Below are 20,444 nucleotides of genomic sequence, written 5' to 3' on the forward strand. Positions count from 1 at the left end.
AAATCGCAATATTCAATGCTGCAAATGAGAATTCGCAGTGTGAAAAATGTCGATTTGCAAGAGGAAGGGGGATACATGAATATGTTGTCATTTCAATTGAGCATCTCGAAAAAATTCATCACTGTAAATGATTTGCGAGATTACATAAATACCAGAACCGATTTCCAAACAACCGACTTTCCGTAATCCGAAAAATTTTCTGCTACAAAATAAAACAGGCTTGGTGGTTTTTATTGCCGTCGCCTTGGCGGCAAGCAGTAATATTGGCGCAGCTATATTGCTTATGGGGCGTTACGATGGAGAACTACGTGATGCCCACGCATATGTCCGCGTCATTGCCAGCCTTATTTCTATTCAAACAAGCCGAACGTTTCAGGGATTGGAGTTGGTCCATCACAATATTGATGACTATCTTGAGAAGGCAGACGCGTTCAGTTCAAATAATATAAACAACCTTGCTGCGACAAAAAACCTTTATGAGCATCTCAGAATACTCGAGACAATCGTCAGTCCACTTCAGGGTATAATGCTCGCAAATGAGGCTGGCGATATTGTTGCCATTTCAAGGAGTCCAATCCCGCAATCGGGGCCGCGATATAACGTTAAAGATAGATTGTATTTTTCTGAGCTCGCAGATGGTTCAAAAACCAGTCCCTATGTTGATCGACCGCTTCAAAATCGATATGATGGGACTTGGACCATCCCAGTCGCATATCGGCTTCAAGATACATCTGGGAAATTTATAGGTATTGCTAATTGTGCAATTCCGCTGGTCTATTTCGAAGATATATTTCGTGGTATCACGTCCTCCTCAGCCACGGTAGTTCGCCCATATCGTGCTGATGGAGCATTGCTCGCTTCCAGTTTTCCAGAGGAACCCAAGCAGGCTGATCATTCCTTCGACTCTTCTCCTTCGTTCGTTTATCCGGCCTACATTGGAGGGGCAGCCGGTCACCCGGAGCTTCACCAAAACAAAAAACAACATATTTTAGCTGTAAATGAAGTTGCTGGAACTCCACTTTCTGTACAAGTCAGTATATCAAAAGCTTCCGTATTGGCTTTATGGTATAAAGAGCTTCCTATCGCCGTTATCTTATCGCTTGTTCTCGATGGTACTATCGCTTTAGCCGCTATCCTTGCGTTGAGATATATTCGCAGCAGCACGCGGCACGCTTTGGATGAAAGAAACGCCGCTCGCCATGATGCGCTAACAAATTTGCCAAATCGAACCTTCTTTCAAGAAGAAATCGGCCGTTCGTTCCAGCAAGCCAAACAAACAGGTGCGCCGTTTGCGCTATTTCTAATTGATCTGGACTATTTTAAATTGATAAATGACACTTATAATCATCGGACTGGCGACCAATTGTTGCGCATGATTTCTGATCGTTTGTCTATAAATGCAAATCATAACGTATTTTTAGCCCGACTTGGAGGTGATGAGTTTGCTGTCATCCTAAGAGATGCGTGTGATTTGAACCAGGTCCAAGAATTCGGTCAATCTCTCATAAAAGAGTTGCAGAAGCATTTTTATATAGGAGACATTCTTGTCGAGATCGGCGTAAGTATTGGAGTTGCGCTGGCACTTTGCGATGGTATGGACCCCGACACGCTTTTTGATCGAGCAGACCTAGCCCTTTACCAAGCAAAATCAGGCGGACGTGGTGTGTTATGCCGCTATAACGAGAAAATTCATGCGGCTGAGATTGAAAAAATTATATTTATCGATGACCTGAGTCGTGCCGCGGCAACTCAAAAATTTGAAGTTTTTTTTCAGCCGATTGTCAATCTTAAAACACAAACCGTTGATGGCTTTGAGGCGTTGCTACGCTGGAATGATCCCGGACGTGGTGCGATATCACCAGCACGCTTCATTCCCGTAGCAGAAGAGACCGGGCTGATCGGACCGTTGGGGGCTTGGGTGCTTCAAGAGGCGTGTCATCATGCGATCAACTGGCCGGCCGGAATTTATGTTGCGGTCAATCTTTCGCCGGTCCAGCTGCGCATCAGTGACGTGTACGCACAGGTACAAACGGCTCTTGCGAGTTCGATGCTTCCGGCGGGCCGGCTGGTGGTTGAAATAACCGAGACGGTTCAGCTTACGGCCGATGGTGCAGGCGGGATCCTGCGCCGGCTCAGAGATCTCGGTGTGGGCGTTTCGCTCGACGACTTTGGAACTGGCTACGCCTCCCTAAGCTATCTTCGAATTTTCCCGTTTGACCGTATTAAGATTGATCAATCTTTCGTTCGAGAGATGGGCACCTCAAAAGAGTCTGCCGCTATCGTCACAACGATCGTGGAATTAGCATCCCGGTTAGGGTGCTCTGTCACGGGTGAAGGCATCGAGACTCTTGAGCAACTCGAAAGTTTACGGTCAATTGGATGCACTAAAGGTCAGGGATATTTGATCGGTCGCCCGATGCCGGCGAATAAAGTAGCTGAATACCTTGCATCATGGGTTTACCCCATTAGTACGACTGTAGAGTTGGATTGCGCGTAGCAAGCGACCTCAGAGGTGGTTCTATGTGATGCTTACACAGGGTTAGCCGGCCGGGAATCGGGCAAGCTCCCGAAGATCGATGCCGTCCTGTTAGCGGAGCATCACTTCGCCATCGTCCTGCTGTTCATCGACGGCCAGATGCCCGGTACGCGCAACGGCTTCGCAGTCGCTCGTTAGACCGCCCGCCGCTGGCCGCAAATCGCCATCTTAGTCGCATCTGGGCAGGTACAGCCGGGACCCAATGACAGGCGAGCGAAAGCACGCTTCATCGGCGAGCCGTTCACCGCGGGGATGGTGCAGGACCACCTGAAGGAGATGCTGCCGGAGGGACGAAAGCCCGAACTCCTGCGCGACTTGCGGGGAAGGTTTGAGGGCAGACATTTACTAAGCAGTCCTACCGTCCACACCGATCTGAAATCGCCGGAAGAGCGACGCATGTCTGCTTTCGAGGCACGCCCACGCGGCCACCATGCGTTTACCCGGGTGGTTCGTCGCGCTCGGATCGCGTCCCCTGAGCCGACCTCAAAGATATAGGCTCCTTCGGCAGTCTAGGACAAATGCTTCCTCATGGTGATGTGGTCGAAGCTACATCTTGCTGGCGACCAGCTTGCCACACTTCGACGATCCGGGAACTGTTGGCGATGTCCTGGGACGGATCTGCGGCTAGGATAACGAGGTCGGCACGGCGGCCAGCTTCCAGGCTGCCGCGATCAGCCAGATCGAGAAGTGCGGCGGCCCGCGACGTCGCTGTGATCAGGGCCTGCATGGGTGTGAAGCCCGCCTGCACCATCAGCGCCAACTCACGGTGTTCCGCCACGCCGGGGACACGTTCTGGCGCCGCGCCGCTGTCGGTGCCAAACCCGATCCGGACGCCAGCGTCGTCCAGGCGCTTCAGGTTGGCGAGGTTCACTGCTAGCGAGTCGCGGGCAGCTTGTGCTTTGGCGCTCGTACGCGTCTCGCTTTGCCAGGCGGGATCGTCGAACCGAGCCTTGAGTTCGGGCGCGAGCGCCGTCCGAACGAAGGGCGTCTGTGCCCAGCCCGGCGCGTCGGCGTAAGCGAAAGTCGCCTCATCCAGGGCGAGTGTCGCGATGTACCAAGTGTGGTGCGCCTTGAGCACTGCGATGAGATCTGCATCGACCGGCTTGTCGCGCACGCCGTGCGCCAGCACATCCACGCCGGCTTTGGTGACTGCACGCGCGTCCTCCAGGTCGTGTACGTGCGCCGCGACCCGCAAACCAAGCCGATGTGCCTCGTCGATCACGGCGGAGTAGACCGCTGGCTGCATCTTGGCCGGCACGGACCCACCGAAGTCATCGAGCCAGAGCTTCACCATGTCGGTGCCACGCGCCTTCATCGCGCGGACCGCCTCGCGGCCCTCCTCGGCGTTGGCCGGGCGAAGGAGCTGGTCCGCGCTCACGCGGATCATCGCCTGCGGTGGTCCTCCATCTGGTACGCCGATGCCCCGATCGACGCCGAACAGATCGGCACCGGGAATCCGTCCCGCGTGCGCCTCTGCGCGAATCTCAGGCATGATCGCGCCGTTGAGACCGAGCGCCATGACCGTGGTGACGCCCCGTGCCGTGTAGGCCTTGAGCTGGTCGAGAATGTTTTCGCGGGTGTAGTTTTGCGCGCCTACATCGACACCCTTCACGATGCCGACATGGGAGTGGTCGGAGATCAGCCCCGGCATGATCGTGTGGCCGTGCTGTTCCCGGACATCAGCATCGGGCGGCACCGTGATCGCGGTGCGTGGTCCCGCCGCCACGATGCGGTCGCCGTCGATGACCAGCACTGCGTCCTCGACAGGCTGGGCTGATCGACCGTCGATCAGCCGGACTCCCGTGAAGGCCATTGGTTTGGCGTCGGCACTGCCGACGCAAATTAGGCTCATGGCGGTCGCCACGGCCGGCAGCAGAGCGTCCGGTCGCATCACATGTTCCTCCCGATCCAGCGCAAGACATTGGCGGTCGCTATGTTTGGCGTGCGACCTTGGATCCTGCGTATGTTCCAAACGTCGATGTGAGGGCTTTCCGGCTCGGTTGTCGAGGTGTGCCGCCGAGCTCCAGCGGCGCTGGTCCACGGCGAACATCGCGGTGAGGGAGATCATGATGCGGCGGCGTGAACTGCTCCTGGGCATGGCGGGCCTCGCGTGGACCACACCCGCACGAGCTCGACAGCCTGACGCTGCTCTTCGCGTGACACTGGGGACCGCGACGCCGGGCGGTTCGTTCCCAGCCTTCGGCCGAGCGCTCATCGCAGCGGTTCACGAGGTCGACCCAGGGTTGGTGGTCGAGCCACAAATCACGAAGGGCTCGACGGAGAACCTGAAGCTGCTCAAATCGGCTCAGCTCGATCTCGCCCTCGTGCAGGGTGAGTACGCCTACGAGGCTTTATCCAACCAGAGTTCCGACGACGTTGGCTTGAAGGTCGTGGCACCCATCGACGCCTCGCCCGGCATGTTCGTGGTCCTAGCCTCAAGTCGAATTCAGAACGTGCAGGATCTGCGCGGCCGTGCCGTCGCGCTCGGCACACGCGGCTCGGGCTTCACGATCATGGGGCGGACCGTGCTGCAAGGCTCCGGCATCGATCCTGGCCACGACATCAGGCCGATCCTCCTCGATGATGCCGGCGACGGCGCGACACAGGTTCTCGACGGCCGAGCGGCCGCGTTGTGGGGTGCGAGCCTTGGCTGGCCAGGCTTCAAGACCCTCGCCGACGCACCCGGCGGCGCTCGTTTCTTCGGCCCAGCGCCCGAAGCGATCCCGAAAATCCTGGCTCTGCGCGCCTCGATGCGTCGCTTGACTGTCCCGGCCGGCTCCTTCCGCGGACAGGACGCGGCGATCGAGACCGTTGGGTCGTGGAGCTTCATCCTGGCGCGACCCGGCCTCGAGACCGGCAGTGTCACCCGGCTGGTGCGGGCGATCGACCGCGGCCAGAAGACTTTGGCTCGGCTCTATCCCCAGGGACGCGAGAGCGACCCGCGTAATCTGGTCTCGAACGTACCGAGCACATGGCTGCATCCGGCGACTGCAGCCTACCTCCGTGAGGTCGGGGCCGATCTGGATTGATGAGCGAGCTTCGGCAGCTTCCGGACTGCAGCGTTCCGAGCTAAACCGGTGTGGCCAAGCTCGGCGTTCGAACCGACTGGCCCGTGAGGAAGTCCGCGATGATCCGCTCCTTTTGCGTTGCTGTGGGCGCGCTCGCCCTCACGCTGTCGTCGGTCCGCGCTGACGAGGTCAAGCCGGGTGAAGCACCTCCTGTGTCAATGGCGACATCCTCGGTCCCCGCGACGCAGATTCCCGAGATCGCGTTCGACTCGATCCCGGACTTCCTGAAGCTGCCGCCGGACATCCATTTCGGTGAGGTGGCGGGCATTGCTCTGAACTCGAAGGGGCACATCTTCATCCTGTCGCGCGGGGCGACTCAGGGGCCGGCCTACGGCGCCGCTGCAGCCCAACTCTTGGAGTTCAAACCGGATGGCACGTTCATCCGGGAGATCGGCCACGGACTCTACGCGTGGTCCTACGCCCACGTCGTGCGCGTCGATCGCGAGGACAACATCTGGGTCATGGACAAGGGCTCGGATATGGTGGTGAAGTTCACCCCCGAGGGTCGCGTCGCCATGGTCTGGGGTCGCAAGACCGAGGCTGCCGACGATACTGCAGAACCTTGGAAGCACCCCATGCCGCCGTTGCCGCCCGTGCAGGGCCAATTCCGACAGGTCACCGACGTGGCATGGGACAAGGCCGGCAACGCCTACATCAGCGACGGCTATATCAATTCGCGCATTGCCAAGATCGACAAGGACGGCAACTGGGTCGATTCCTACGGCAGCTACGGCACCGAGCCGGGTCAGTTTCGCACCCTGCATTCCATCGCCTCGGACGCGAACGACAACATCTACATCGCCGATCGGGGCAACGCTCGTATCCAGGTCATGGACACCGGCGGACACATCCAGCGGATCATCAAGATCGACGTGCCGTTCGACTACGACAAGGCGCGCGCCATCATTCGCGGCAAACCGGCCAAGGACCGCTCCACGGTCGACCTGTTCACACCGGGCGCACCCTGGGCACTGTGCATCACGCCCGGACCGAAGCAGGTGCTCTTCGTCGCTGATGCCTTTCCGGGGCGGATCTACAAGCTGTCGCTCGATGGCAAGGTACTGGGTGTGCTCGGCGAGACGGGCAAGCAGCTCAAGCAGTTCGGCTGGATCCATGAAATCGCCTGCCCGTCCGAGCACGAGATCTACGTCGGCGAACTGCTGAACTGGCGCCCGCAGAAGCTGGTTCTACACCCCTGATGCGCGTATTCGGCGGCTCTTCAGCCGAAAAGCGGACACTGTCAAATCTACCTATTCAGTCGTTAGGTTCTATTTCACCGAGTGCCTGGAATTGAACCTATCCGGGGTGTGCTTCGGGTCGTGAAAGTGCGTTACAACGACGTCCGCTTTTGCGGTTCCATATCCAGACGCGGGCGGGCTGGAATCGGCCAGACTACGTCACGCCGGCTCGCCATAGCGTGCGGAACCGGACGTTCGGCTTCGCGCCCAATGCGGTCATCAAGCTGACTGTAACAACGTCTCGTAAGCGGACGCTTCAGAAAAGTACATCGTCAATCCTTAACGTCATGGATTTTTGGCATCGCCAAATCAGTTATGGCGCGGCACGGCTGGCTGTGCAGCGGCGCCAGTCGCCCCACCGCGTGAGGTCGACCGCCCCGGCGACGGCCGCCGCCTCTTTCAGGAAGCCTTTCGGCGCAGTCCCGTCGGCGAGTCGCAGATTGCCAATCGCAAGCGGTTCTGGGATGGCGGCCACGAAGGCCACGAAGGCCACAAAGGCCACGAAGGCCACGAAGGCCACGAAGGCCCAGAATGCAGCCGGCGCTAGGGCCCAGACCACCCTCTCGATCGCGCCCCGTCGTCACCGGCCATCCGGAGCAGTCCGGGACGATGCGTCGGGCCTCGCGGCAGGGCGTAGAGGAGGTCTTCTGGTTGAGTCTGCAGGGATCGTCGGGGGCCCGCAGCGTCTCCTCCACGGGCGTTAGCGCGTCGAAGCCGTGCATGAAGTAGACGTCGATATGGTCTGTGCCGAGCCGCTTCAGGCTGGCCTCGCAGGCGCGGATCAGGTGATAACGCGAGGACCCGACCTTGTTCAGCTCGTCGTTGAAGCGGAACGTCGCTTTGGTCGAGATCAGCGCCCGCTGGCGCTTCCCCTTCAGGGCCTGACCCAGGATCTCCTCCGAAGCGCCCGCTGAACAGATGTCGGCCGTGTCAAAGAAGCTGACGCCGGAATCGAGGCACAGATCGACCATGCGGGTCGCCTCGGATACGTCCGTTTGCCCCCAGCGCTGGAAGAACTCGTTCGTCCCCCCGAACGTACCGGTGCCGAAGCTTAGCACCGGCACGGTGAGGCCGGAGCGTCCGAACTGCCTGTAGTCCATGAGATCCTCTGTACGATCGCGCAACGCGCGGTGCGCCCGACCGTCTAACACGCGCACCCAGGTCCGCTTTCCCCGCGACGGGAGATGGGCCCGGTGGTCAAGCCGCGCTCGCCTCGGCTGCGGTCAGAAAAGCCCGCACGGTGTCGCGGAGAAAGGCGGCGTCGGCCGGGTTGGTCGACGGGTTGCCGGCGCGGTGGCCCCAGAGGCTCGGGATCGGCCGCAGGACGGCACCGCGCAGGTGCGGCAGCTCGGCGGCGTTGTCGGCGACGCGGAAGTAGAGATCCGTCTCGCCCGGCATCAGCAGCAGCCGGGCCGTGATCGCGTTGAGCGCCCGGGTCAGATCGCCGCCGTAGCGCGGATCGCGGCTGATATCGCCCGCCTCCCAGGTGCAGAGCTGCGCGTAGAGATCGGCCGCGGGGCGGCGGGCGAAACGCTCCTCCCAGTCGGTTCGCAGGAAAGTGTCGAGGTCCGGGGCGCCGAGCGCGGTGCGGTGGAGATCCGCCCGGTAGAAGTCCTGGCTGAGCGCCCAGCCCGCATAGATGCGCCCGAAGGCCCGGAGGGCGGCGGCCGGCTCGGCCGAGAAGCGGCCCCCGCCGCAATGCTCCGGCGCCGCCTCCAGCACCGCCATGAGACCTTTCAGGAACACGCGGTTGTGGGTGGCGGTGCGGGCGCTGCCGCAGTTGATCACCGCGCGTTCCACGTGATCGGGGAACAGGGCTGCCCAGTGATAGGCCTGCTGCGCGCCCATGGACCAGCCATAGACGGCGTGCAGGTGCGCGATCCCCCACACCTCGGCGAGCAGACGGCGCTGCGCGTGGACGTTGTCCCAGGCGGTGACGGGGGCGGGCCAGTCCGGCGTGTTCGACGGGCTCGACGACAGCCCGTTGCCGAACATGTCGGGGATGACGATGAACCAGCGGCCGGGATCCAGCACCCCGTCGGGGCCGATCAGCCATTCGAGGTCCGGATGCTGGGCCCCGTAGCTCGTCGGGTAGAGCACGACATTGTCGCGCCTGGGCGACAGGGTGCCGTGCGTCTTCCAGCGCAGCTGCGCGCCGGGCAGCACCGCCCCCGATTGAAGCGTCAAGTCGCCGAGTGCGAAGGTTCCGGTGGCCGTCGCCCAGCCGCTCACGGACGCAGCGTCCGCACGAAGCCGACATGCCAGCGGGCGTAGCCCCGCTGCAGCACGCCAAGCCGCGCGCGCAGCGCGGTATGGGCGTCCGGAAGGCGGTGGAACGGGATCGACGGGTAGAGGTGGTGCTCGGTGTGGAAGGGCATGTTCCACATGAGGAGCCGCGTAAGGCCGTTGGTTAAGGTCGTGCGCGTGTTGGTCAGGCCGTTGTCGTCCATCGTACAGAGCGTGTGCTCGGTGAGGAGGTAGAGCCGAAGGAACGGCTGCCCGAGGAGCTGCGGCCCGATCCAGAAGATCAGGGGCGCCCACCAGCCGACCAGAACCACGGCGAGGGCTGTCCCGGCGAGCAGGAACGCACACATCGACCGGATCGAGCGGATGATGCGGGGTGCGGCGCGATCGGTGATGAACGGGTAGGCAGATAGATCGCCGCGCAGGCCGGCTGAGGCCACCTGCAGGCGGGTTCGCCAGTAGGGCAGCGCCAGCACGCGCCAGACATAGGCGTCCAGGGTGGAGGGCGGCATCAGCGCGAGTTCCGGATCCCGCTCGGGATCCTGGGTGTGGCGATGGTGCGCGAGATGGAAGGCCGTATAGAAGTGCCAGTTCAGCAGCGACGGACAGGCCACCAGCCAGCCGACGACCGCATTGGCCCTACGCGAGCGGAAAGCGGTCAGGTGGACGGTCTCGTGGATGGGCGCGAACAGGGCCGATTGCGCGATGCCCAGCAACAGCATGGCGGGCAGCAGCGTCCAGGACCCCGATTGCCAGACCAGCCAGCCGGCCCCGGCCAGCATCAGGAGATGCGCGCCGAGGCGGATGGCGCCGCGCCGATCCGAGCGCAGCGACAGCACCTTCACCTCGGTACCTGTGAGAAACCGTCCACTTGCGGAGGCCATTCGTTTCCCTGGACTGTTTGAGCGCCTCGGAGACGCATGGGCTTTGCAGCATCCATGCCGGTACCTAAGCGCATGCCCCAGGCGCGCGATCGGCTTGGTATCCCGCTTGCCTCCGGGGGTGGGCGAAGGGTGAATATGCATGAGACGATTCTGGTTTTCCGGCCTGCTCGCGGCCGCGGCGCTGCTTGCGCCGATCTCCGGCCGCGCGGAAACGACGGTGAAGGCGGTTCTGGAGGCCGAGATCGTCACCCTCGACCCCTACTTCACCACGGCCTATATCACGCGGACCTTCGGCTACATGGTCTACGACACCCTGTTCGCGCCGGACGCGACGGGCGTGTTCCGGCCGCAGATGGTCGACACGTGGTCGGTGTCGGATGACCGTCTGACTTGGCGCTTCACCCTGCGCGACGGGTTGCGCTTCCACGACGGCGCGCTGGTCCGGGCCGCCGACTGCGTCGCCTCGCTGCGGCGCTGGGCGGCCCGCAGCGCGCTAGGCGGCCGGCTCATGGACGTGACCGCCGGCCTCGAGGCCGTGGACGACCGGACTGTTGTGCTGACGCTGCGGGAGCCCTACGGTCTCGTCCTCGACACGCTCGGCACGACGTCGAGCCCCGCGCCCTTCATCATGCCGGCGCGGCTCGCCGCGACGCCCCCCACGACGCAGCTCTCTGAGGTCGTGGGATCCGGTCCGTTCGTGTACGACCGCACCGCCCACATCCCCGGCGACCACATGCTGCTGCGCCGGAACCCCGATTATCGGCCGCGTCCCGAGCCGACCGACTTCCTGGCCGGCGGCAAGGTCGTGAAGGTCGACGCCCTCGACATCCGCGTCATCCCCGACGGGGCGACGGCGACGGGCGCCCTCGGCGCTGGCGAGATCGACTACATGCAATACGCGCCCTTCGATCTGGTCGGTCAGATCGAGGCCAACAAAAACCTGGCGGTGATGAACTTCACCGGCCCGCACAGATTCACGGGTCACTATCGCATCAACACGGCGTCCAAGCCCTTCGACGACCCGGCGATCCGGCGCGTCCTGTTGCGGCTCGTCGATCAGCGCGAGGTTCTGGACGGGTTCGGCCTCGATCCGCGCTTCTCGCAGACCTGCGACGCCTTCTTCATCTGCGGCTCGCCCTACGAGACCCATGTGGCGACGGCACTCCTGCACGACCCCTCGGTGGCGGCGGCCCAGGCTGCCCTGAAGGCGACCGCCTACAAGGGCGAGCCGGTGATCGTGATGGTGGCCAACGATCTCGAGGCGGCGCGCGTGTCCTCGACCATCCTGGCCGACCGGCTGAAGCAGGCCGGCTTCACTGTTGATCTGCAGGTTATGGATTGGGCAGCCCTGCTCGCCCGGCGCACCAAGAAGGTCGGCTGGAGCGTTTTCGGCATCCATGCACTCGGGCTCGATCTCAGCTCGCCGCTGACGAACTCCGCGATCAACTTCAACTGCAAGGACGCGGCGAGTTCCGGGTTCATGTGCGACCCGCGCATGGTCGCCCTGTTCGACCGCTTCGCCCGCGAGCCCGATCTGGACACGCGGCGCGCCATCGCGGGCGAGATCCAGGCGATCATTTACGGCGAGGGGCTGGTCGTGCCCTTCGGCCAGTTCGCGCAGCCCGCCGCCTACCGGACCTCACTCACCGGTCTGATCCCCTCCGCCATCCCGCTCTTCTGGAACGTCGCGAAGCCATGAGCCCAGCCCCGTACGATGTCATCGTGGTCGGTGCCGGCTCCGCCGGAGCGGCTTTGGCGGCCCGCCTCTCGGAGGATCCGCGCCGCCGGGTGCTCCTGCTGGAAGCCGGACGCGCGTGGCGCTCCGCCGATGCGCCGCCGGCGCTGCGCTCGGCGAACATTATCCCGTTCATGTATGACCCGGCCCATCAGGCGGACTGGCAGTGGCCGGGACTGATGAGCCGGCGGACCCGTGCGCAGGAGCCCCGCTTCTACTGGCGCGGTCGCGCGCTCGGCGGCAGTTCGACGGTCAACGCACAGATCGCGATCCGGGGCGTGCCCGCGGCCTTCGACGCGTGGGCGGAGCAGGGCTGCACCGGCTGGTCGGCCGGGGATGTGCTGCCCCTCTTCGACTGGATCGAGGACGATGACGACTTCGGCACCGCAGACGGCGCCCGGCGCGGCGGTCCGCTCCCGGTCTACCGCGCGAAGCCGGAGGCCTGGGGCGCGGTCGATCTGGGGCTTCGCGCCGCTGCCCTGGCGGCCGGCCATCCCTGGAAGGCGGACCTCAACGCGCCGTCCGGCGAGGGGGTCTCGTGCAACCCGATCAACAGCCGCGGCGGTCACCGTGTCACCACCAATGACGGCTATCTGGAACCGGCGCGCGACCGGCCGAATCTGGAGATCCGCTGCGAGGCCCTGGTCGACCGCGTCCTGTTCGAGGGACGACGGGCGGTCGGCCTGCGCGTGCGCTTCGGTACGGAGCCCTGGACCGAGATCCAGGGCCGCGAGATCGTTCTGTGCGCCGGCGCCGTCCACTCCCCGGCCATCCTGATGCGTTCCGGGATCGGACCGGCCGAGCCGCTCCGCGCCCTCGGCATCCCCGTCCGACAGGCGCACGACGCGGTCGGCCGCAACTTCATGGACCACCCGATCCTACGGGCGACCATCGATCTGAAGCCGGAACACCGGGCCCTCGGTCCGGATGCGCGCCACACCAATTGCTGCGTCACCTATTCGAGCGGCCTCGCGGGCGGCGGGGAGCGCGACATGATCTTCGTCGCCTACAACCACCGGACGCTGACCGGGCCGGCACCGACGCCGCAGGGCGCGATCGGCGTCGGCCTCTACGACGTGTTCTCGCGCGGGACGCTGCACCTCACCGCGGCCGATCCGGAAGCCAACCCGGTCATCGACGAGAACATGCTTGATGACCCGCGCGATCGCCTGCGGATGCGCGACGCGGTGCGCCGCCTCGCGGGCCTGTCGGAGAACCCGGCCCTGGCCGGTCTCGCGACGGCGATCCGGTTCGGCGAAAGCCCACTCTCGATCGGCGACGCCGCACACCTCCCGGACGACGAACTCGATGCCCTCATGCTCGTTGAGGCCGGGGACATCCAGCACGCGGCCGGCACATGCCGCATGACCGGCTGGCAGGACGCATCCGGTGTCGTCGATCCCAATCTCAAGGTCCGAGGACTCGACGGGCTGCGGGTTTGCGACGCCTCGATCATGCCGAGCGATTGCCGGGCCAACCTGCACTTCACCTGCGTGATGATCGGCGAGAACCTTGCGCGGCGGATGCGCGAGGAGAGGACTTGACCGTCGTGGAGGCGTGGCGATGGCGTTTCCCCGGTTCCTAGTGCATCGATCCAGACGGAGGCGTCAGCCGAGTCTGGAAAAATTGATGCAAAACCAAAGAACTAGTGCTCACTCGCATGAACGAAGTGAATGCGTCGGAGCACTAGGCATGCGCCTTTCTCGCATTCCGATGCGTGCCACCTGATCGTCGTGGGGCTGTCGTGATGGCGCTGTGCCGGCCTGCCACTGATCCGTCGAGCTGGCCATCATAACGCCCGTATCGGGTGAAGTCGGCGCGATGATGTGCCTGATCTTTCAGCGCAAGCGACTGTTGCGTGAAATAATACCCTCACTCTTGCGGCGTAATGGATCCATCTACGTCGCATCTGTATGGCACGCGTGTTGCGAAAGGGCTGGACGCTTCAGGAGTCTTCTGGCTTGTCTCGCACGTCCGACGTGACCAATCTTTCCCGCCGCACGGTTCTGGCGCTTCCCCTCGGCCTCGCGGCCGCCGCGAGCGGCGCGCAGGCCGCCGAGCCGAAGCGCGGTGGCACGATGGTCATGATCGTCCATCCCGAGCCCTCGACCCTGGCCCATTACGCGGTGTCGGCGGGCAACATCCCGCCGATCGCCACGCAGGTCTACGAAGGGTTGTGCACCTACGACTGGGACCAGAACCCACAGCCGAACCTCGCGAAGTCGTGGGAGGTCACGCCCGACGGCAAGACCATCACATTCAAGCTCCAGGATGGCGTGACCTTCCACAACGGCAAGCCGTTCACCAGTGCCGACGTGCAGTATTCCCTCATGGAGATTTTGAAGAAGTACAATCCGATCGCGCCGGTCATGCTTGCGGAGCTGGTGGCCGTCGATACGCCGGACCCGATGACCGCAATCCTGCGGCTCGCCAATCCGGCACCCTACCTCATGAAGGCGCTCTCCGGGCGCGACCTGCCGATCCTGTGCCGCTCGGTCTTCGAGGGCACGGACGTCCTGCAGAATCCCAGCGCCAACAAGCCGATCGGGACCGGCCCGTTCAAGTTCGCGAGCTGGGAGCGCGGTCAGTTCGTCCGCCTCGATCGCAACGAGACGTACTGGAAGCCCGGCTTGCCGTATCTCAACCGGATCGTCGCCCGTTTCATCCCGGACGCCGCCACCCGCTCGGCCGCCATGGAGGCGGGGGAAGCGCATTTCGCCGGGTACAGCGCGGTGAACTACGCCGACCTCGCGCGCATGAAGACCAACCCGATCCTCGATCTGACGACCAAGGGCTACGAGATGACGCCGGCCCAGAGCGTCCTGGAGCTGAATGGCCGTCACCCGCATCTCCAGAAGAAGGAAGTGCGCCAGGCAATCGCCTACGCCATCGACCGCAAGGTCATCCTCAAGGACGTGATGTTCGGCTACGGCCTGCCCGCCACCGGCCCGCTCAGCCGCAAGTTCAAGACCGCCGGCCTCTACACCGACGACGTGCGCCACTACGACGTGCCGGACCGGCTGGACATCGCCAACAAGCTGCTCGACGAGGCCGGCGCCCCGCGCGGCGCGGACGGGACCCGCTTCGCCCTGCATCTGGAGGTCAATTCCTTCGGTGAGCAGTGGCTGCGGCAAGCCGAGTACCTGAAGCAGGCGCTCGCCATCGTGGGCATCGCCGTGACGCTGCGCTCGGAGGACACCGCGACCTGGCTGCGGCGCGTCTACACCAACTACGATTACGACCTGAACGAGCCGTTCCTCAGCCAAGGCGTCGACCCGGTCTACGGGCTGAACAAGCAGTTCCTCACCAGCCAGATCCGCAAGGGCGTGACCTTCGTCAACGACACTTTCTATTCGAATCCCGACGTCGACCGCATGCTCGGCGAGGGCGCGCGCGAGCCGGACGCGGAGAAGCGCGCCGCGCTCTACAAGACGGTCCAGCAGGTGCTGGCGGAGGACAGCCCGATGATCTGGCTCATCGACGTGCAGTACGTCAGCGTCTTCAACCGACGCCTCAAGGACCACACGACCGGCCCGCTCGGAACCCAACAAGCCTTCGAACGGGCCTGGATGGACAAGTAGTCCCGTGCGGCTCGCGCGGTTCCTCGGTTACCGGCTGCTGCTGGCGATCCCGGTGGTGCTCGGCATCGTCGTGCTCAACTTCTTCCTGATCCACCTCGCCCCCGGCGACGCGGCCTCCGTGCTGGCGGGCGAGAGCGGCGCGGCGAGCCCCGAATACATGGAGCAGCTGCGCCACAAGTTCGGCCTCGACCAGCCGCTGGCCACGCAGTTCGGCGTCTACCTGCTGAACATGCTCCACCTCGATCTCGGCTACTCGTTCCGCAACGACAGCCCGGTCGGGAGCCTGATCGTCGACCGGCTCTGGCCGACCGGGCTGCTGATGCTGACCGCCTTCGCGGCCGCGTTGCTGATCGGCACGCTCCTCGGCCTCGTGGCGGCGACCGGGCGCAATTCATGGCGTGACGCGGTCATCTCCCTGGTCAGCCTCGTGGCCTACGCGACTCCGGGCTTCTGGCTCGGGCTGATGATGATCGTCGTCTTCGCGATCCGCCTCGGCTGGCTGCCCACCAGCGGCTACGATACGGTCGGCGCCGACAACGAGGGCTGGGACGCGGTCTGGGATGTCGGTCGCCACCTCGTCATGCCGGCCGTCGCGCTCGCGCTGTTCTACCTCGCGGTTTACGCGCGGGTGATGCGCGCCTCCGTGCTGGAGCAGGTCGGCATGGACTACGTCACCACCGCCCGCGCCAAGGGCCAGACCGAGGCGCGAGTGATGGCTGGGCACGTCCTGCGCAACGCGCTGCTGCCGGTGGTCACCATGGCGGGCGTTCAGGCCGGCAACCTGATCGGTGGCTCCATCGTGGTCGAGACGGTCTTCGGCTGGCCCGGGGTCGGCACGCTGGCCTTCAACGCGCTTCAGTCGCGCGACCTCAACCTGCTCCTCGGCATCTTCTTCGTCTCGGCCTGCCTCGTCGTCGTGATCAACCTCGCGGTCGACCTCGTCTATGTCTGCCTCGATCCGCGGTTGGAGCTCTAGCGATGCGCACGGGCTTGGCGCGGTTCGCGCGCAACCGCCTCGCGCTCGCGGGCGCGGCGGTGCTCCTCGGGCTGATCGTCCTCGTGGCGCTCACGCCGCTCCTCTATCCGGGCGATCCGTTCCGGCTCGTGGGCCCCGCCCTCCAGCCGCCGGGTGGCCCGTTTCTGCTCGGCACCGACACGCTGGGCCGGGACGTCGCCGCCGAGATCGCGTACGGCGCCCGCACCTCCCTGATCATCGGCCTCAGCGCCACCGGGGCGGCGATCCTGCTCGGGACCCTGATCGGCGGGCTGGCCGGCTACTACCGGGGCGGCGTCGAGGTCGCGCTGATGCGGCTCACGGAGTTCTTCCAGACGATCCCCGCCTTCGTGCTGGCGATCCTGATCGTGGCGATCCTGTCGCCGTCGCTCTTCAGCGAGGTTGTGGCCATCGTGGCCGTCTCCTGGCCGGGCATCGCCCGCCTCGTCCGGGGTGAGTTCGTGGCGCTCGGCGGCCGCGAGTTCGTGCTGGCCTGCGACGGCCTGGGGGCGGGCGATGCCCGCATCGTCTTCCGCCACATGCTGCCGAACTGCACCGCGGCGATCATCGCGGTCGGCACCCTCTTGATCGGCACCGCGGTCCTGATCGAGGCGGGGCTCGCCTTCCTGGGCCTCGGCGATCCCAACGTCATGAGCTGGGGCCTGATCATCAGTTCGGGCCGCGCGGTCCTCCGGTCGGCGTGGTGGATCTGCACGTTCCCCGGGATGGCCATCCTGCTGACCGTCCTCGCCATCAACCTCGTCGGGGACGGCCTGAACGAGGTCCTGAACCCGAGGCTCCGTGAGCGATGAGCGACGCCGTCCTCGAGATCGAGAAGCTGACGATCACGCTGCCGCCCGGCGCGGACCGGCCGAATGCCGTCTCCGACCTCGACCTCGTCCTGCGGCCCGGCGCGGTCACCTGCCTGATCGGCGAGAGCGGATCGGGCAAGTCGATGGTGGCGCGCGCGATCCTCGGGTTGCTCCCGGGGCCGCGCGTGCGCGTGTCGGGCGGGCGCATCCTATTCGAGGGCGCGGATCTCGCCGCGATCCCACCGCGTCAGATGCGGCGCGTCCGGGGCGCGCGCATCGCGATGATCTTCCAGGAGCCCATGACGGCTCTGAACCCGCTCCACACGATCGGACGGCAGATCGACGAGGTCCTGCGGATCCACACGACGCTCGGGCGCGCAGACCGCCGGACGCGCATCCTCGCGCTCCTCGAGAGCGTCCACCTCCCGGACCCGGCGCAGCTCCTGCGCTCCTACCCGCACCAGCTTTCGGGCGGTCAGCGCCAGCGGGCGATGATCGCCATGGCGCTGGCGCTGAATCCGCGGCTGCTCATTGCCGACGAACCGACCACGGCGCTCGACGTCACCACGCAAGCGCAGATCCTCCATCTGATCCGCGAGCTGCAGCGCGAGCACGGGACGAGCGTCCTGTTCATCACGCACGATTTCGGCGTCGTGGCCGACATCGCCGACACGGTGGCGGTCTTGCAGAAGGGCGTCCTGATCGAGCAGGGATTCGCGGCCTCTGTCCTTGGGGCGCCGAAGCATCCCTACACGCGCGCCCTTATCGCCGCCGTGCCGAAGCTCGTGCCGCCGCCGCGGCGCGCCGCCAGCACCGCCTCCCTGGTGGTGGAGGCTAAGCGGCTCGAGAAGACCTACGGCGCCCGCGGCCTGTTCGCCGGTCGTGTCACCCGGGCCCTCGACGGCGTGGACGTCCTGCTCCGGCGGGGCGAGACCCTGGGTCTCGTCGGCGAGAGCGGATCGGGCAAGAGCACGCTCGCGCGGGCGATCACCCGGCTGATGCCCATCGATGGCGGCGAGATCATCCTCGCCGGGCACAGCGTCGCCGATCTGAGCCGCCGCCAGATGCGTCCGCATCGCCGGCGCGTGCAGATGGTGTTCCAGGACCCCTACGGATCCCTCGATCCGCGCCAGCGCGTGGTCGACATCGTCGCCGAGGGGCCGATCATCCACGGCACCGAACCCAGGATCGCGCGTGTCCAGGCGTGCGAGATGCTGGCGCTGGTCGGCCTCGACCCCGCGGCGGCGCAGCGCTTTCCGCACGAATTCAGCGGCGGCCAGCGCCAGCGGATCGGCATCGCCCGGGCGCTCGCCATGAAGCCCGAGATCCTGGTGGCCGACGAGCCGGTCTCGGCATTGGACGTCTCGGTCCAGGCGCAGGTCCTGGCGCTGCTCGCCGACATCAAGGCGCGGCTGCACCTCAGCATGCTGTTCGTGACCCACGATCTGCGGGTCGCGCTGCAGGTCTGCGACCGGATCGCGGTGATGCGGGCTGGTCAGGTGGTCGAGGTCGCGCCGACGTCCGAGATCTTCTACGCGCCGAAGCACCCCTACACGAAGGCGCTGTTCGCCGCCGTGCCTGGCGCACAATGGCAGGAACCGATCCCCGCATGACAGCCGAGCAGCCCCTCTCGACGGACCCGTTCCTACCTGGACCACGCGTCCGCGTCGCCGGATCCGCGACGGGGCCGCTCGCCGGCCTCGCCTTCGCCGTCAAGGATCTGATCGACGTCGCGGACACCCCCACGGGGGGCGGCAACCCGGACTGGCCGCGCGTCTACCCGACGCCGACCCGCCATGCCGGCGTGGTGCAGACGCTGCTCGATGCAGGCGCCTCGGTCGTCGGCAAGACGGTCACCGACGAGGTCTCGCTGGGGATCCTCGGCGAGAACGCCCACGACGGCACGCCGCTCAATCCCGCGATGCCGGACCGGGTGCCCGGCGGCTCGTCAAGCGGCTCGGCCTCCGCGGTGGCCGCGGGCGCCTGCGACTTCGCGCTGGGCACGGATACCGGCGGCTCCGTGCGCGTGCCGGCGAGCTTTTGCGGCCTCTACGGCATCCGGCCGACGCACGGCCGCATCGACTTTTCCGGGATCTGCGTCCAGGCGCCGAGTTCGGATACCTGTGGCTGGTTTGCCCGGGACGCGGTGACCTTCGCGCGGGTCGGCGCGATGCTGTTCGGCCAAGCGCTGCCGGACCGTCTGCCGCGGACGTTGCTCGTGGCCGCCGACGCGCTCGGCTTCGCCGATGCCGCGGTTCAGGAGGCGCTAGCCCCGCAGATCGACCGCTTGGCCGCCCTGATCGGCAACCGGCGCGACGTGACCCTGGCGCCGCAGGGCTTGTCCGTGTGGCAGCGGGCGCAGCGCGTCCTGCAGAGCAGCGAGGCGTGGCAGACCTTCGAGCCCTGGCTCGATGCCTGCAATCCACGCATGGCCTTCTCGGTCGCCCGCTCGCTGATCCAAGGCTCGATGATGACCGATGCCGAGCGCAGCGCCGCGAGCCTGATGCGGATCGAGGCAAGGGCCCGCCTCGCGCGGCTCCTGGCCCCCGGCACGATCCTGTGCCTCCCGACGACGCCGTTCCCGGCGCCCCTGCGCGGGCTGCCGCTCGGCGCGCTGCATCCGCTGCGCGAGCGCATCGCCTGCCTGACGAGCCACGGCGGGCTCACCGGCGTCCCGCAGGTCAATCTGCCGGGCGCCCACGTCGATGGCGCGCCGGTCGGCTTGTCGATCATCGGTGCGCGCGGGACCGACCTCGATCTGATCCGCCTAGCGGTCGCTCTGGAGGGTTGAATGGACGTGACGGTGAACCGCCCGGAGATCGTGGCCGAGATCGCGGCTCTGTTCGAGCGCTACGAGCAGGCGCTCGTCGAGAAGGATGTCGCCGTCCTCGACGCGACCTTCCGGGACAGTCCGCACACGATCCGCTACGCGCTGACCGAGAACTGCTACGGATTCGCCGAGATCCACGCCGCCCGCGTGGCGGCTGATCCGCCACTGGGCGGTACCAAGGAGGCACGGATCCGGCTGGAGATCCTGACGCTGGGGAGCGACTTCGCCACCGTCAATTTCGAGTTCAAGCCGCGCGGTAAGACCGGCATCGGGCGTCAGAGCCAGACCTGGATGCGCTTGCCCGGTCTCGGATGGAAGGTGGTGTCCGCCCACGTGTCCATTCTGCCGATCGGGTCGTGAAACATCATCGCCAGGCGCGGAGGACTGGACACATCTAGTGCTCTGACGCATTCACTTCGTTCATGCGAGTGAGCACTAGTTCTTTGGTTTTGCATCAATTTTTCCAGACTCGGCTGACGCCCCCGTCTGGATCGATGCACTAGCTCCCAGATCGCGCTACTC

Annotated in this window: 15 protein-coding genes; 11 read left to right on the forward strand and 4 right to left on the reverse strand. The window is 64.9% G+C overall.

The genetic code is table 11. The features are described from left to right. Positions 1-223: 223 nt before the first annotated feature. A complete protein-coding gene (locus OXS49_RS12420; RefSeq protein WP_267424476.1) occupies positions 224-2,497 on the forward strand; it encodes an EAL domain-containing protein in 2,274 nt (757 codons plus the stop codon). Between the two features lie 565 nt (positions 2,498-3,062). Here OXS49_RS12420 and OXS49_RS12425 read toward each other — a convergent pair. Beyond that, positions 3,063-4,604 carry an amidohydrolase family protein gene (locus tag OXS49_RS12425; protein WP_267424477.1) on the reverse strand — a complete coding sequence of 514 codons (1,542 nt, stop codon included), beginning with the start codon at positions 4,602-4,604 and terminating at the stop codon, positions 3,063-3,065. A 28-nt stretch (positions 4,605-4,632) separates the two neighbouring features. Here OXS49_RS12425 and OXS49_RS12430 point away from each other — a divergent pair, with 28 nt between their 5' ends. Together OXS49_RS12430 and OXS49_RS12435 are read left to right on the forward strand one after the other, a co-directional pair. Further along, positions 4,633-5,565, forward strand: coding sequence for a TAXI family TRAP transporter solute-binding subunit (locus OXS49_RS12430; RefSeq protein WP_267424488.1), 933 nt, complete (start codon positions 4,633-4,635; stop codon positions 5,563-5,565). Between the two features lie 98 nt (positions 5,566-5,663). Continuing rightward, positions 5,664-6,803: a peptidyl-alpha-hydroxyglycine alpha-amidating lyase family protein gene (locus OXS49_RS12435; protein ID WP_267424478.1), complete on the forward strand. Its 1,140-nt coding sequence runs from the start codon at positions 5,664-5,666 to the stop codon at positions 6,801-6,803. 311 nt (positions 6,804-7,114) lie between these two features. Here OXS49_RS12435 and OXS49_RS12440 read toward each other — a convergent pair whose 3' ends face one another. From OXS49_RS12440 to OXS49_RS12450, 3 genes are all read right to left on the reverse strand, one after another. After that, positions 7,115-7,942, reverse strand: a complete 828-nt coding sequence (locus OXS49_RS12440; protein ID WP_267424479.1) for an aldo/keto reductase — start codon at positions 7,940-7,942, stop codon at positions 7,115-7,117. Between the two features lie 97 nt (positions 7,943-8,039). Continuing rightward, positions 8,040-9,074, reverse strand: a complete 1,035-nt coding sequence (locus tag OXS49_RS12445) for an alpha/beta fold hydrolase (RefSeq protein ID WP_267424480.1) — start codon at positions 9,072-9,074, stop codon at positions 8,040-8,042. Further along, positions 9,071-9,970, reverse strand: a complete 900-nt coding sequence (locus OXS49_RS12450) for a fatty acid desaturase (protein ID WP_267424481.1) — start codon at positions 9,968-9,970, stop codon at positions 9,071-9,073. The genes OXS49_RS12445 and OXS49_RS12450 overlap by 4 nt, the downstream gene beginning before the upstream one ends. A 139-nt stretch (positions 9,971-10,109) precedes the next feature. Between OXS49_RS12450 and OXS49_RS12455 the strand changes: the two genes are divergently transcribed. The 8 genes from OXS49_RS12455 to OXS49_RS12490 all read left to right on the forward strand — a co-directional run bounded on the left by OXS49_RS12455 (position 10,110) and on the right by OXS49_RS12490 (position 20,282). Beyond that, positions 10,110-11,669 (forward strand): ABC transporter substrate-binding protein, encoded by a 1,560-nt coding sequence (locus OXS49_RS12455; protein ID WP_267424482.1) that lies wholly within the window; start codon positions 10,110-10,112, stop codon positions 11,667-11,669. After that, entirely contained in the window at positions 11,666-13,249 is a 1,584-nt protein-coding gene (locus OXS49_RS12460; RefSeq protein ID WP_244001089.1) for a GMC family oxidoreductase, read from the forward strand. Before OXS49_RS12455 ends, OXS49_RS12460 begins: the two co-directional genes overlap by 4 nt. Before the next feature lie 417 nt (positions 13,250-13,666). Continuing rightward, positions 13,667-15,286 carry an ABC transporter substrate-binding protein gene (locus tag OXS49_RS12465; RefSeq protein ID WP_267424483.1) on the forward strand — a complete coding sequence of 540 codons (1,620 nt, stop codon included), beginning with the start codon at positions 13,667-13,669 and terminating at the stop codon, positions 15,284-15,286. Positions 15,287-15,290: 4 nt separating this feature from the next. After that, positions 15,291-16,262 (forward strand): ABC transporter permease, encoded by a 972-nt coding sequence (locus OXS49_RS12470; RefSeq protein WP_267424484.1) that lies wholly within the window; start codon positions 15,291-15,293, stop codon positions 16,260-16,262. Positions 16,263-16,264: 2 nt separating this feature from the next. Next, complete coding sequence (locus OXS49_RS12475) at positions 16,265-17,092, forward strand: ABC transporter permease (protein WP_244001095.1); 828 nt, start codon at positions 16,265-16,267, stop codon at positions 17,090-17,092. Next, positions 17,089-18,705, forward strand: coding sequence for an ABC transporter ATP-binding protein (locus OXS49_RS12480; RefSeq protein WP_267424485.1), 1,617 nt, complete (start codon positions 17,089-17,091; stop codon positions 18,703-18,705). The genes OXS49_RS12475 and OXS49_RS12480 overlap by 4 nt, the downstream gene beginning before the upstream one ends. Further along, on the forward strand, positions 18,702-19,883 hold the full coding sequence (locus tag OXS49_RS12485) for an amidase (protein WP_267424486.1): 1,182 nt from the start codon (positions 18,702-18,704) through the stop codon (positions 19,881-19,883). The genes OXS49_RS12480 and OXS49_RS12485 overlap by 4 nt, the downstream gene beginning before the upstream one ends. After that, positions 19,884-20,282 (forward strand): AtzH-like domain-containing protein, encoded by a 399-nt coding sequence (locus tag OXS49_RS12490; RefSeq protein WP_267424487.1) that lies wholly within the window; start codon positions 19,884-19,886, stop codon positions 20,280-20,282. Positions 20,283-20,444: the final 162 nt, after the last annotated feature.

It is taken from the genome of Methylobacterium sp. GC_Met_2, assembly GCF_026540795.1.
Taxonomy (GTDB): domain Bacteria; phylum Pseudomonadota; class Alphaproteobacteria; order Rhizobiales; family Beijerinckiaceae; genus Methylobacterium.